At 65.2% G+C, this 12,492-nt stretch carries 14 protein-coding genes and 1 tRNA gene; 4 read left to right on the plus strand and 11 right to left on the minus strand.

Annotated features, from left to right (window positions below; all coding sequences use genetic code 11):
- Positions 1-39: 39 nt before the first annotated feature.
- The 4 genes from Q0C64_RS11230 to Q0C64_RS11245 form a co-directional block, all read right to left on the minus strand.
- Positions 40-116: transfer RNA gene (locus tag Q0C64_RS11230), tRNA-Arg, on the minus strand.
- A 35-nt stretch (positions 117-151) separates the two neighbouring features.
- The gene (locus Q0C64_RS11235; protein WP_294123844.1) at positions 152-973 is read right to left on the minus strand and encodes a carbon-nitrogen hydrolase family protein; all 822 of its coding nucleotides are present in this window, start codon (positions 971-973) and stop codon (positions 152-154) included.
- A 5-nt stretch (positions 974-978) separates the two neighbouring features.
- Positions 979-1,236 (minus strand): glutaredoxin 3, encoded by a 258-nt coding sequence (grxC, locus tag Q0C64_RS11240; RefSeq protein WP_294123821.1) that lies wholly within the window; start codon positions 1,234-1,236, stop codon positions 979-981.
- A 33-nt stretch (positions 1,237-1,269) separates the two neighbouring features.
- The gene (locus tag Q0C64_RS11245) at positions 1,270-2,016 is read right to left on the minus strand and encodes a ComF family protein (RefSeq protein ID WP_294123823.1); all 747 of its coding nucleotides are present in this window, start codon (positions 2,014-2,016) and stop codon (positions 1,270-1,272) included.
- 6 nt (positions 2,017-2,022) lie between these two features.
- Between Q0C64_RS11245 and Q0C64_RS11250 the strand changes: the two genes are divergently transcribed.
- Together Q0C64_RS11250 and Q0C64_RS11255 are read left to right on the plus strand one after the other, a co-directional pair.
- Complete coding sequence (locus Q0C64_RS11250) at positions 2,023-2,829, plus strand: methyltransferase domain-containing protein (RefSeq protein WP_294123825.1); 807 nt, start codon at positions 2,023-2,025, stop codon at positions 2,827-2,829.
- 97 nt (positions 2,830-2,926) lie between these two features.
- Positions 2,927-3,112, plus strand: coding sequence for a Flp family type IVb pilin (locus Q0C64_RS11255; protein ID WP_294123826.1), 186 nt, complete (start codon positions 2,927-2,929; stop codon positions 3,110-3,112).
- Here the strand turns inward: Q0C64_RS11255 and Q0C64_RS11260 are convergent.
- The 5 genes from Q0C64_RS11260 to Q0C64_RS11280 form a co-directional block, all read right to left on the minus strand.
- Complete coding sequence (locus Q0C64_RS11260; RefSeq protein ID WP_294123828.1) at positions 3,109-4,575, minus strand: M48 family metalloprotease; 1,467 nt, start codon at positions 4,573-4,575, stop codon at positions 3,109-3,111. The two genes, Q0C64_RS11255 and Q0C64_RS11260, sit on opposite strands and share 4 nt — an antisense overlap.
- A gap of 68 nt (positions 4,576-4,643) precedes the next feature.
- Positions 4,644-5,585, minus strand: coding sequence for an acetyl-CoA carboxylase carboxyltransferase subunit alpha (locus Q0C64_RS11265; RefSeq protein ID WP_294123830.1), 942 nt, complete (start codon positions 5,583-5,585; stop codon positions 4,644-4,646).
- Positions 5,586-5,612: 27 nt separating this feature from the next.
- On the minus strand, positions 5,613-6,527 hold the full coding sequence (locus tag Q0C64_RS11270) for a tyrosine recombinase (protein WP_294123846.1): 915 nt from the start codon (positions 6,525-6,527) through the stop codon (positions 5,613-5,615).
- Between the two features lie 2 nt (positions 6,528-6,529).
- Positions 6,530-8,299, minus strand: coding sequence for a hypothetical protein (locus tag Q0C64_RS11275; RefSeq protein ID WP_294123832.1), 1,770 nt, complete (start codon positions 8,297-8,299; stop codon positions 6,530-6,532).
- Between the two features lie 7 nt (positions 8,300-8,306).
- The gene (locus Q0C64_RS11280) at positions 8,307-8,444 is read right to left on the minus strand and encodes a hypothetical protein (RefSeq protein WP_294123834.1); all 138 of its coding nucleotides are present in this window, start codon (positions 8,442-8,444) and stop codon (positions 8,307-8,309) included.
- A gap of 101 nt (positions 8,445-8,545) precedes the next feature.
- Here Q0C64_RS11280 and Q0C64_RS11285 point away from each other — a divergent pair, with 101 nt between their 5' ends.
- The gene (locus Q0C64_RS11285) at positions 8,546-9,076 is read left to right on the plus strand and encodes a shikimate kinase (RefSeq protein ID WP_294123836.1); all 531 of its coding nucleotides are present in this window, start codon (positions 8,546-8,548) and stop codon (positions 9,074-9,076) included.
- Positions 9,073-10,149 (plus strand): 3-dehydroquinate synthase family protein, encoded by a 1,077-nt coding sequence (locus tag Q0C64_RS11290; RefSeq protein WP_294123838.1) that lies wholly within the window; start codon positions 9,073-9,075, stop codon positions 10,147-10,149. The genes Q0C64_RS11285 and Q0C64_RS11290 overlap by 4 nt, the downstream gene beginning before the upstream one ends.
- Here Q0C64_RS11290 and Q0C64_RS11295 read toward each other — a convergent pair.
- Together Q0C64_RS11295 and Q0C64_RS11300 are read right to left on the minus strand one after the other, a co-directional pair.
- Complete coding sequence (locus Q0C64_RS11295; protein WP_294123840.1) at positions 10,146-11,930, minus strand: cation:proton antiporter; 1,785 nt, start codon at positions 11,928-11,930, stop codon at positions 10,146-10,148. The two genes, Q0C64_RS11290 and Q0C64_RS11295, sit on opposite strands and share 4 nt — an antisense overlap.
- Positions 11,927-12,352 carry an iron-sulfur cluster assembly scaffold protein gene (locus Q0C64_RS11300; protein WP_294123842.1) on the minus strand — a complete coding sequence of 142 codons (426 nt, stop codon included), beginning with the start codon at positions 12,350-12,352 and terminating at the stop codon, positions 11,927-11,929. The genes Q0C64_RS11295 and Q0C64_RS11300 overlap by 4 nt, the downstream gene beginning before the upstream one ends.
- Positions 12,353-12,492 lie beyond the last annotated feature (140 nt).

Consider the following 12,492-nt stretch of genomic DNA (forward strand, 5'->3'; position numbering starts at 1 on the left):
CCCGATCATCGCGTTTTCTTCCCCTTTTTCAGATACTTATGGTGGCCCCGGCAGGACTCGAACCTGCGACCTTCGGTTTAGGAAACCGCTGCTCTATCCGGCTGAGCTACGGAGCCTTTCCTGGGTCCCTTAGGTAAGGCAGCGGTCTTAATCAATTCGCTACTGGCGGGATCGCCCGGCGGTGCTGGTGGACCGGGATGCGGGCCCTGACATCGGAAATCCTACCGAGGTCGATCTCGGCAAAGGCCAGCCCCGGTTCTTGCGTCATCTGAAGGATCACCTCGCCCCACGGGTCGACGACCAGCGAATGGCCATAGGTCTCGCGGCCGTCCTCATGCCGCCCGGCCTGGGCCGCGGCGACGATGAACAGTTCCGCCTCGATCGCCCTCGCCCGCATCAGCACCTGCCAGTGCGCCCGGCCAGTCGGCACGGTGAAGGCGGCGGGAACGGCGATTACCTCGGCCCCCGCCTCGCTCAGCCGCTGGAACAGTTCGGGAAACCTCAGGTCGTAGCAGATGGTCAGGCCGAGCCGCCCGACCGGCGTGCCATCGACCACCACCGCGCCCTTGCCGGCCTGGTACATGGCGGACTCGCGCCAGCTCTCGCCGCTCGGCAGGTCGACATCGAACAGATGGATTTTGTCATAGCGGGCGCGGACCTCGCCCCGGTCGTCGATCACGAACCCACGATTGACGAGCTTACCGCCCTCGCCCTTTAGCGCCAGCGATCCGAGGTGGACCCAGATGCCGGCCTCTTTCGCTGCCTCGAGGACTGTCGCCAGGACTAGGTCATCAGCCTCGTCGCGAGCCTTGCCCAGCGCCCGCTCGCGGTCGCGGTCGAGCATGCCCGACATCTCGGGCGTGAACAGCATCGCCGCGCCGCCGGCCGCTGCCTCGCGCACCGCCGCCGCCAGCCGCTCGGCGTTGGCAGCCGGATCGATCCCGCTCTGGGCCTGATAGAGGGCGATGCGCACCTTGCTCATGCGGCCAGCATCTTGTCGAGCTTGCCCCGATATTCGAGGTCCATCAGTTCGTCGCAGCCGCCGATGTGCCGCCCATTGATGAAAACCTGCGGCACGGTCATCCGGCCGCCCGCACGCTCGATCATCTCGTCTTTCTTGGCGCCACCGAAATCGACCGCATATTCTTCATACGGCACTTTCTTCATCTCGAGCAGCTTCTTCGCCCGAAAGCAGAAGCCGCACATCAGCTTGGTATAGATTTCAACCTTGGCCAAAGGCCGCTCCCACGAATCCATTCGCCCACCGCATTACCGCATCAACTGCGATGGGCGAACTACCCGCGCCCAGCAAATCAGCTCAACCCGGCTCGCGCCGGCACGCCGCAGCGCGCGGGCGCAACCTTCCGCGGTACTGCCGCTGGTCAACACGTCATCGACCAACACCACCGTCGCACCCTTGATGGCGGCAGAGTCCGCCACCTTGAACGCGCTGGCCACGGCCTTGCGCCGCTGAACATGGTTCAAGCCCTTGAGCGGCGTGGTTCGCCTGACCCGCTGCAGGGCATGCCCATCGACTGGCAGGTCCCACCGCCGCGCCAGGTCGCGAGCGACCAGGCCCGACTGATTGAAGCCCCGCCCCCACAGGCGCCAGCGGTGGAGCGGAACCGGCATGAGGATGGTGTTGCCGTCCCAATCTCCCCGGAGCGGCGCCATGTAGCGGGCCATGGTCCGTGCAAGCGCGACCTTGCGGCCATATTTGAGACGCAGCGCGACCGATCGCGGAATGTCGTCATAGGCCACCGCGGCGCGAATGCGATCGAGCTTGGGCGGCGCGGCCAGACAGCGCGCGCAGGTTTCGGCCTCGGTTCCGGCCAACGGCAAGCCGCATCGCTGGCAGCCGCTGTTGCCGAGCCACTCCAGCTCTCGCCAGCAGCTTGGGCAGAATGCACCGACATCGTCGCTCACATCGCCACAACCGGCGCAGCGCGGCGGCAGCGCAAAATCGAGCAGCAGTTTTCCTAGCCCCCGAACCGGGCGCATGACCGCGCTTGCCATCGCCCCTTGTCGCGCGCCGCCGCGCGCCGCACAAGCGTCGCCGTGCCTCCCGACCTGTTCGATCGCAGACTACGTGCCATCCGGAGGGACCGCGCCTCGCGATCCGGTCCGGAACTGTTCCTCTTCGAACGAGCATTTGAAGAGTGCCTCGACCGGCTTCGCGACATTCCGCGCGCTTATCGGCGAGCCCTGCTGTTGGGCTGCCCGTCGCCGGATTGGCCGGCACGGCTTTCCGCTGTTGCCGCCGCGGTGGATGTTCGGGATCCAGGTCAGCTGTTCGCGGCCAACGCGGGAGGATCGCAGGTCGAGGAGGATCGCGACGACTTCGGCGCCAACCAATTTGACCTGTGCATCGCGATCGGGACGCTGGATAGCGTCAATGAACTGCCCCGAGCTCTTGGCATGATCGCCCGGGCGCTTGAACCGGATGCGCCGCTGATCGGCGCCATTTCTGGTGCCAACAGCCTGCCGGCGCTACGTTCGGCGTTGATCGAAGCGGGCCGTCATAAGGGGCGTATTGTCGGTCGCACTCACCCGAGGATCGACGCCTCCACATTGGCTCCATTGCTGTCGGCGGCTGGCTTCAACATGCCGGTCGTCGATCTCGATCGTGTTCGGCTGCGCTACAGGGATCTCGACGACCTGATCTTGGATTTGCGCCGCATGGGGGCGACATCCGTCCTGGCGCAAAGGTCCCCACCAATGACCAGAGGCGAAATCAATCTCGCCCGCCAGGCATTTGCCGCGCAGGCCACGGACGGCCGCACAGAGGAAATAGTGGAAATTCTCCATTTCCTGGCCTGGTCGCAATAGTCACGGAAAGCGCCGAATTAACCTCGTTCCGCCAACATATTCTTAATCGTTTCGGCCGTAGAACCGCCCTCGTGGACCAAGACCAGAGGAGGGTGGCGTGCTCGCTATCCGGACAGTCGGTCGTAAGCTTTGCTCGGACAAGCGAGGCGCGACCGCAATTGAATATGGTTTGATTTGTGCCTTGATCGCGGTTGCCGCGATCGGTGGCATGAGCAGCCTTGGCGGAGGCGCGAACGGCATGTGGGGCCGGCTCGATAACAAAATCGCGGGCTCGATGAACTAAACCCTGCGCGTTCCGTAGACCACCAACTTGACCTTCTGGCCTAGAACCAGCGGGCTATTGGCTGTGAGCCCGTTTAACGCCAGGAACCGATCCACCCTAAAATCACGATAGGCCATGCGATTGGCGAGCGATTGAATCGTATCGCCCCTGGCCACGGTCACCACGTCGATCACCCTTGGACGGATCGCCACAGCTTCGGCCGGACTGATCCTGCGCAAGGAATCCACCATCGAAGCAAAGGGTGCCAGGCCTTGGCCCGCCCTGGTCAGGGTGACGAAGTGATAGATCGTGTTCGGGTCCCACTGGTAAGCGAAAACGCCAACATCCAGTCCCGAGCTTTCCGCGCGGCCAACAACATACGTCGCCGGGATGCCGTTGATGGTGGTTCGTTGCATGGGACCCAGCGCCAATTGGACCCGACCCTCGGTCAGCTGCTGCAACACGCGGTAGATATAGTCTTCCATCCGGCCGTTGAATTGGCCGCCGGCGAACTCGGCCTGGCCCGCTGACCCCTGGATCGAAACCTTCCGGCTGCTATTTTGCATCAGGAAACCGGTTGGTACCGCGAATGCCAGGCGAAGGTCGGGATGCGTAAAGATGCGACCGTCGATCACACCTTGCGCGGGATCATCGTCGATCGTCATGCCCTTGATCTGGGCCAGGAAGGCATCGCGATTGTGAAGGCCGCTGCCCGCCTTGCCGGTCTGGCGCGCAATCTGCGAAGCTTGGGCGGCCCGATTTTCGCTCAGCGGATGGGTGCTCGCCCATTCCGGCGTCGCGCGGCTTTGCTTGCCCTGGATCCGTGCCTCAAGCGCGGTCGAGAGCGTGATCTGCGACAGCATGGTGGCGCTGCCGTTGGGGTCGTAGCCGGCGGCGGTCATGTAACGGATGCCCAGCACGTCGGCCTGATATTCCTGCTCACGCGTAAAGCTCAGCAGCCGCATCTTCGACATTTGCGAGGCGCCTTGGGAAATGAGCCCCCCAAAAGCGTTGTTGCCGACTGCGGCGCCAAGAATTGCGCCCAATACCCCCCAAATGGCGCTGTTCCGCTGTGCCGACTTGCGTGCCTGGGCGTGGTTGGCGGCAATATGCCCCGTTTCGTGTCCGACGACGAATGCCAGCTCGGATTCGTCGTTCATGATGCCCATCAGCTGGCGGGTCAGGTAAACATAGCCGCCGGGCACGGCGAAGGCATTCTCGACCGCGCTGTTCAGCGTCGTGAAGTGGTAGACCTGGCCGGCATTGGCGGTTCCGGAAAAGGCCGCGATCCGGCGGCCGACGCTCTCCACATAGGCCCCACGCGGGCCGGAATCGGCGCCGCCGAATTCATCGACGACTTCAGCATGCTGGCGCGCGGCTTCCTGCACGTCGCGAGGGTTGAGGTAACGCGCCTGCTGGGCATCAGCGGCAAGTGGCACAGCAAGGGCCGCGGAAGCGGCAAGCAAGGCAATTGGCGTACGCATGGTCCCCTCCATCCCAAACATCGGGTTTCCGCCAAATGAACGGAAGCAAGAGAGGTTCCTCGGTTGGGTTAGCCGATGGCGAGGAACTTGGCGCGTCGTTGTTCCAGGATCTGCGCGGCATTGAGCTTGGCCAGGCCGTCAAGCTCCTCAATGACCGCCTGCTTCAGATTGTCGATCGCTTCCGCCGGCGAGCGATGTGCCCCGCCCAATGGCTCGGGAACCACCCGGTCGACAACGCCCAGCGCCAGCAAATCACCGGCGGTCACTTTCATTGCTTCAGCCGCGTCCGCAGCCTTGTCCGCGGTCCGCCACAGGATCGAGGCGCAGCCTTCGGGCGAAATCACTGAATAAACCGCATGTTCGAACATCAGGACGCGGTTGGCAGCAGCAATTGCCACAGCGCCGCCGGATCCGCCTTCGCCGACCACCGCAGCAATCATCGGTACGCCCATCGCCAGGCACTGCTCGGTCGAGCGTGCGATCGCTTCGGCCTGGCCGCGCTCCTCGGCCTGGACGCCGGGAAAGGCCCCCGAGGTGTCGACCAGGCTGACAACGGGCAAGCCGAACCGGTCGGCGAGCTGCATCAGGCGGATCGCCTTGCGGTACCCCTCCGGCTTGGCCATGCCGAAATTATGCTTGAGCCGGCTGGCGGTGTCGTCACCCTTTTCGTGGCCGATCAGCATCACCCGGCGGCCGTCGATCAGCGCCAGGCCGCCAATAATCGCCGGATCGTCGGCAAAGGCGCGGTCACCGGCCAGCGGCATGAAATCGTCGGTGATTGTCGTGACATAATGTTTGAAGTGCGGGCGTTCCGGATGGCGGGCGACCTGGGTCTTCTGCCACGGCGTCAGCTTGGCGTAAGTTTCCTTGAGCAGCTTGGCCGACTTGGCTTCAAGCTTGGCCACTTCCGCATCGATGTCGATTTCGCCCGCATTCGCGGTATCGCGTAATTCGGTGATCCGCTGGTCGAGCGCGGCGATCGGTTTTTCAAACTCGAGATAAGTAAGCATCGGCGGCGCGGGGTAAGCGGCGCTGGCTCATCCGTCAACGCCAACCCCCTTGCCATGCCCGGTGGCCAGGGGATGGCGCGCATTGACCAGCTCGACCAGCCGCGCCCCATCGACGTGAGTGTAGATTTGCGTAGTGGCGATGTCGGCGTGGCCCAGCAGCGATTGCAGCACGCGCAAATCCGCTCCGCCGGCGAGGAGGTGAGTGGCGAAGGCGTGACGCAATACGTGCGGACTGACCCGGTGCGGGGCGATGCCCGCTTCCGCCGCCATTCCGCGGACCAGCTGGAACAAGCGGACGCGGCTCAAGTGGGACTTGCCGCTGGGGAACAGCCAGGCGCTGCCGCCGGGAACATGGGGGAGCCAATTTTGTACCGCTTCGGCGGCGCGCGACGAAACCGGCACCAGCCGCTCCTTGTCCCCTTTGCCGCGCAGCATCAGGAACGGCTGGCCCTCTCTCACCGCTCGCCGCGGCAACGATACCAGCTCGGTTGCACGCAATCCTGATCCGTACAGCAGCTCTAGAAGCGCCAGGTTGCGAAGCGCGAGCGGTTCGCCGCTGGCCGCCCGCTCACCGACTGCTGCGAACATCGCCTCGACCTCGCCGATATCGAGCACCTTGGGCAGCGGACGTTGCAGGCTGGGCCGCGGCAACGCCGCCGAGGGATCGTCGTTGCGAATGCCCTCGTCCAATAGGAAGCCAAAGAATCGGCGGAGTGCCGCCGACCGGCGGGCGACGGTTGAGGGTGCCAGGGCGGACCAGGCGCCGCCGAGCCGGCCGACTTCCGCGGTACCGGCCTTTTCGAGCGATCCGATTGCCTCAAACGCCGCCTCCAGATCGCGGCGATAGGCCAGCAGCGTATTGCGGGACGCTCCTACCTCGGCTGCCAGCATGTCGCAAAAGCGGTCGATCAGCGCCCGGTCGCCCAGTCCGCCTTCGCCCATGGTCACGTACGGGCCAGCGCCTCGGCGGCAATCATCCGGGCCAGATAGCCCTGCCCTGTCTTCTGCAACGCGTTGATCGCGTGGAACATATAGACCGCACGAATCTGGTCGAACTCGCCGCCTTGAAGCGCGCTCGCCGTGAGCAGCATCGCCGTTCCGGCCTGGCGCCGCTGCATCGCCCCATCCATCAGCCCGGTCCAGCCGGTTTTCGCCCCGAGCCCGAGCTGCAGGTCGCGATTGAGGCGGCCCGCCAGCGCCGGTGTAATCCGGCCAAGCCCGGCCAGCCCGGCGACCAGTAGCGCCGTGCGCTGCTTGCCTTCGCTCTTGTCGCGATCGGCGAAATTCTCGATCCGCGTTGCGCTGATCCCTAGCCCGCGGGCCTCCGGTGCGCCCAGCGCCAGCATCGCCCAAACTTTGTCGGCCGGCTCATGGTCCATGTCGGGCAGAGTGCGCGCCCAGCGCGCCGCATCGCGATCGAAACCGCCAGCGAGCAGCGATGCGACGAGATCGGGGGCATCCGATTGCAGGTCGGCGTCCGGGATTACACGCCGGGCCGCCCGCGACAGCAGGACCCTGGCCGCTACCCGGTCGAGCGGCGAATCGGCATTCCCCCAAATGGTCCGCATGGCGGTTAGCCGCGCGTCCTGGTCCTTGCCGATGAACGCCAGGCGCAGCTGCCATGCCTCGGTCCCGCCAAGCTCATCCGGGTCGGTTGCGTCGTAGGATGTCGCATAAAGATCGATCAGCGCCTGGCTCGACATGACGCCCAAGGCGGCCGCGACCCGCGCCGACGGCAGTCGCTGGGTTGCCTGGAACATCGGTGCACGCGACAGCCAAGCCTTCGTTTGAAGGCTGGACGAATTGATCAGCCGGTCCGGCGGCATCATGCCGGTGGCGGTCGACAACCCGTAACGCCAGCTGTTGAGCCGATCCACCGGTTCCCATTCGACCGTAACCGCGCGGGCCGTCTCGGCCCCGGCGCCAACCACCTTGTCGGCCAGTGCAAGATCGATCCCGCCAACCCGGCCTCGCCGCCGCGCCGCCTCGATGTCGGCGGCGGCGCGCTCGGATTCACCCGACAGCGACGCACAGATCGCGCTGACCAGGGCAACGACGCGCGGCTCGAGCTTGCCCAGCGCATTTTCCAGCGGGCACATCGCTGACGGGTCGCTGCTGGCCAGCGCCGATTGCAACGCAATTTGATTCATCTTCGGAGTGAAGCGATTGCTATCGACGCTTGCGATCAGCAGCCGGCCGGCATCGGCTTCGCCCAACCTGAGCAGCAACCAGGCGCGCTCCGCCGCCCAGTCCGCCGGATTGACGTCGGCCGGACTTGGCGTCCGCGCGAGCAAAGCGTTGCGAAGGCCAATGTGTGCCCAGCGGGACGCCAGCGGAGTGTCCATCCGCCGCATCAATATTTCGAGCGACCGTCCGCTGGCCGCGCCCCATGGCCGCGAGCCGATGCCCAGGTCGACAGGATCGAGCGTACCGGCAATGTGCGGATCGCGCCGGGCGGTGCGTGGATATTCGACCTGTGCGGCCGGCGCGCTCGACGCCATCTCGTCGCCCAACAGCGATTCGACGATTTCGACCGCCGATCCCTCAACCGATTGGCGATCGCCGGTCGGCCTGCTCGCGGATGCGCTATTGTTCGTCGCGGGCCCCGGCGCGGTGGCCGGATCGCCAAAGCCCGGCGGCAAAATCGATTCCGGCCGATCCTGCGCGATCGCGGGCAACCCCGCCACCAGCGCAAGCGCGGCGGCGCCTGCCAAGATGTTCCTAGTTCGCGGCGGCATTGCTCGAAACGTCGGTCTCGATGGACTTCACCGGCACTTCATCAGCGCTTTTCGACAGCAGGAAAATCCCGCCAATCAGAATCAGGATGAGAATCACCAGGAAAATCAGGCCTCGAGGCATGGTTGCTCCGCTTTACGTCGGCGTGGGAGAAAGGCTTTTGCCCGACCTTGAGGGCCTATGTATAGCCCTCGCCAAAGGGAAACTGAGACAAATTGCCAAAGATGTTCGAGCTTCTTGATCGCCCCATCGTCCTCGTCGGCCTGATGGGTGCTGGCAAATCGACCGTAGGCCGGCGATTGGCCAGGCGGCTCGGCCTGCCGTTCGTCGACAGCGACGTCGAAATCGAGGAGGCGTCGGGAGCCAGCACGGCGGATTTGTTCGAACGCTACGGCGAACATGATTTTCGTGACGGCGAGCGGCGACTGGTGGCGCGCCTGGTCAATGGGGAAGTGCGGGTCATCGCCACCGGGGGCGGCGCGTTCATGGACCCGCGGACCAGGCAGTTGCTTAATGAAAGGGCGATCACCGTCTGGCTGGACGCGCCAGTCGACGTGCTAGCAGAACGCACGACCCGCCGCGACAACCGCCCGCTGTTGAAGAAGGGCAATCGAACGGAAATTTTGGCGCGCCTCTCCGACGAGCGCCGCGATGGCTATGCCGAGGCCCAGATCCACATCCGCACCAGCGGCGGCGCCCACAGCGATGTAGTCAATGCGATCGTTGAAGCGCTGCGCGAGCGATTCGGCGGATGACGACCATTCGGGTGGACCTTGGACCGGGCAGCTATGACGTGCTGATCGGCCCGGTTGAGGCAGGCCTCGAAAGAATTCGTGACCTAGCCGGCGGTGCGACGCCGATCCTGATCAGCGAGCCAAAGCTATTCGCTTTGCACGGCCAGGCGATTGCCGAGCGATTGGGATCGGAGCCGATCCTGCTTCCCGAAGGTGAAGCGGCCAAGGACTGGGCTGTCCTCCATCGGCTCCTGTCGGAGTTCGCCGAACGAAACGCGACCCGCTCGACGCCAATCGTCGCACTTGGCGGCGGCAGCGTCGGCGATGTCGCCGGCCTCGCCGCCTCCTTGTTCAAGCGGGGTTGCCCCATCATTCACCTGCCGACCACCCTGCTGGCCCAGGCCGACAGCGCAATCGGCGGCAAGACGGCGATCGACGCATTCGGCGAGAAGAATCTGGTCGGCACGTTTCACCAACCGGCGCTGGTCGTGGTCGACCCAGCCTTTCTCGACACACTGGACGAGCGCCAGCTCCGCTCCGGCTATGCCGAGGTCGTCAAATATGGGCTGATCGACGATCCAGCCTTCTTTGCCTGGTGCGAAATCAATGGGCTGGGAGTCCTCGCCGGCCATCGCGACCTGCGGCAGCAAGCAATCGAAACCGCCATTCGGTCGAAGGCCAGGATCGTGGCGTCCGATGTCGAGGATCGAACGGGCCGCCGCGCCCTGCTCAACCTCGGCCATAGCTTCGGCCATGCCATCGAGGCCGAGGCCGGTCTTGGCGCTGTGCTGCATGGTGAAGCAGTGGCGCTTGGCATTGCCCTGGCCTTCCGCTTCTCCTCGGAGCTCAAGATCTGCCCGGCAGCCGACACCGAGCGTGTCATCAGCCACTTGGCGAAGAGCGGATTGCCGACCAGGCTGGCCGATGTCGGCCTGGCCAAAGCCGGCGGCCGGCTCGTCGAATGGATGCGGCGCGACAAGAAGAGCAGCCAAAGCCGCGTGGCATTGGTCCTGGCGCGGGGCATCGGCAAAGCCTTCCTCGAAACGGCCGTTGACGCTGAGCGCCTCGCTGCTTTCCTCGATCGGGCGGCCTAGCTTTTTTCGGGCAAGGTCCGGTCCGGCGCGAACGATTGCTCCAGGCCGGCTCGAACGTCGCCGGTCTCGCTCTGCCGCTCCAGCCGTTCGCAGTCGCGCAGGCGATATTCGAAATCGACCCGGTCGATCTCCTCTGCGTCGATGCCGAGGATTTCGAGCGCGGCGCGGCCCATCTTGACCGCGCTTTCGAACATTTCGCGCTGGGCGAAGGCGAGGTCGAGCCCGTCGAACGAGATCAGGTGGATGCGGTCATAGGCGCGGACCAGCACCGCCGCTTGCGGAAAGGCCTCCAGCACGCGCTTCAGTCCCGCGCGGGTAAGGCCGCTTTCCTTGTCGTTGCAGAACAAGATGGCCTTGGCCGTCTCCGCTCCGGCAAGGCGGAGGATGTCCACCCGCATGCCGTCGCCGAAATAGACTTTGACGCCAAACCTTTGGGCCACTTCGATCATCTCGGCGTCGGTATCGACGAGTGTCAGCGGAATGCTCTTGGCCATCAGCATCTGCGCGGGGGTCTGCCCGAACCGGCCATAGCCGACCACGATCACGCTGCTGTCGGGCGAATTTTCGGGTCCGGTCAGTCCTTCGGCGCTCAACTCTTCTTGCCGCTCGAGCCAGTCGGTCAGCCGCATCAGGAAGGGCGTCGCGGCCATCGACAGAGTGACGACCGCACCAAACAGCGAGGCTGCCTCGGGAAAGATTAGTAGCGCGGTCGCTGCCTGGGCGAACAGCACGAAGCCGAATTCGCCGGCCTGGCTAAGCAGCAGGCCAAGCCGGATGCTGCGCGGCCAATTGTTGCCGAACGTCCGCGCCAGCAAGGCGATAATCAACGCCTTGATGGCGATGACCGCCAGGGCCAGCCCGAACACGGTCAGCGGCGCCGCGGCGATCGCGCCCAAATCGAGCAACATCCCGACCGACAGGAAGAACAGCCCGAGCAGGATCGAACGGAACGGCTCGACGTCGCCTTCAAGCTCATGCCGGTAGGGAGAATCCGCCAGCATGACGCCGGCGACGAAGGCGCCGAGCGCGACCGACAGTCCGAGCAGATGCATCAGCGCCGCGGAGCCCATCACCGCGAACAAGCCAGCGACGACGAACAGCTCGCGCCCGCCCATGCGGCCGATCAGTCGAAACAGCGGGCTGATCACGAACCGGCCGGCCAGCCACAGCGTGCCGATCGCGCCGACCGTGTACAGGGCCAGCGTCCAGCCGCCCGGCGCGGTGGGGTCGACCGGGACCCGCGACATGGCGGCGATGATGGTGATCATCGGCACGATCGCCAGGTCCTGGAACAGCAGGATCGAGAATGCCCGTTCGCCCTGCGGCGTGTTGAGCTCGCGATCGGCGCGCAGCATCGGCAAAACCTGGGCGGTTGACGACAGTCCTAACGGTAGGCCGATCGCCAGCGACGCTTCGAGCGAAATGCCGAGCGCGAGATAGATGAACAGGCTGAGCGCCAGCCCGCACAGTACCACCTGCGCTAGGCCCAGGCCGAAGATGTCCTTCCTTAGCCGCCACAGCCGGCTCGGCTGAAGCTCCAGGCCGACCAGGAACAGCAGCAACGCGATGCCGATTTCGGAAATGCTGGCGAGCTGCTCCGGATCGCCGACCAGGTTCAGCAATTGCGGACCGATCAATATCCCGCCGACGATGTAGCCGAGCGTCGCGCCCAGCCCGAGCTTGCGGAACAGGGTGACGAACACCAGCGCCGTCCCCAGCATGATCGCGCCGCCTTCGAGCAGCGTGCTGGTCGTCGCCAGGGCGTCGGCTTCGATGCTCATTCGGCCTCTTCCTCGATCGCCGCCAGCAAGGTGCGGAACGGCAGCAGGATGGCGCAATGGCGGCCCTTGCGGGTCAATGCCGGTGCCAGCGTCTCAAGACCGGGCCATGACGCCGGGACGTCGCCCTTTCCGGCCAGCCAGGCCTCCAGTTCACCGACCGTCGTGGCCACTTCCGCCGCGCTCCGGCACATGGCGTGCCCGCCCATCAGTGCCGCCGAAGCCTGGCCATAGGCGCAAGCCTCCACAGCCTGGCGAATGCGCCTCACGCGCCCGGCCCAGTCGAGTTCCACCGCGACCCGCATCCGGCTGCCGCAGGTCGGCGACCGTCGCTCGGTCGCGCCCTCCAGTTCCTCGAACGGTTCAAGGTAAGGAATTGACGCCGCCAGGCGCAGGATATCACGGGTGTAGGGCGGCTCGGTCACGCCCTTCGCCATGTAGTGCCTGCCGGCCCATCCTCAAGCAGCACGCCCTCCGCTTTTAGCTCGTCACGGATGCGGTCGGCCTCGGCGAAGTCGCGCCGCGCCTTGGCTTCGGTGCGGGCGGTGATACGCGCTTTGATGTC

Source organism: Sphingomonas sp. (assembly GCF_023266535.1).
Taxonomy (GTDB): Bacteria; Pseudomonadota; Alphaproteobacteria; order Sphingomonadales; family Sphingomonadaceae; genus Sphingomicrobium.

What these genes read in the sequence shown, in the direction of transcription:
- Q0C64_RS11245 (WP_294123823.1), bottom strand. Translation starts at nt 2,016, where the DNA reads ATGGCAAGCGCGGTCATGCGCCCGGTTCGGGGGCTAGGAAAACTGCTG.
- Q0C64_RS11260 (WP_294123828.1), bottom strand. Translation starts at nt 4,575, where the DNA reads ATGCGTACGCCAATTGCCTTGCTTGCCGCTTCCGCGGCCCTTGCTGTG.
- Q0C64_RS11265 (WP_294123830.1), bottom strand. Translation starts at nt 5,585, where the DNA reads ATGCTTACTTATCTCGAGTTTGAAAAACCGATCGCCGCGCTCGACCAG.
- Q0C64_RS11270 (WP_294123846.1), bottom strand. Translation starts at nt 6,527, where the DNA reads ATGGGCGAAGGCGGACTGGGCGACCGGGCGCTGATCGACCGCTTTTGC.
- Q0C64_RS11280 (WP_294123834.1), bottom strand. Translation starts at nt 8,444, where the DNA reads ATGCCTCGAGGCCTGATTTTCCTGGTGATTCTCATCCTGATTCTGATT.
- Q0C64_RS11285 (WP_294123836.1), top strand. Translation starts at nt 8,546, where the DNA reads ATGTTCGAGCTTCTTGATCGCCCCATCGTCCTCGTCGGCCTGATGGGT.
- Q0C64_RS11290 (WP_294123838.1), top strand. Translation starts at nt 9,073, where the DNA reads ATGACGACCATTCGGGTGGACCTTGGACCGGGCAGCTATGACGTGCTG.
- Q0C64_RS11295 (WP_294123840.1), bottom strand. Translation starts at nt 11,930, where the DNA reads ATGAGCATCGAAGCCGACGCCCTGGCGACGACCAGCACGCTGCTCGAA.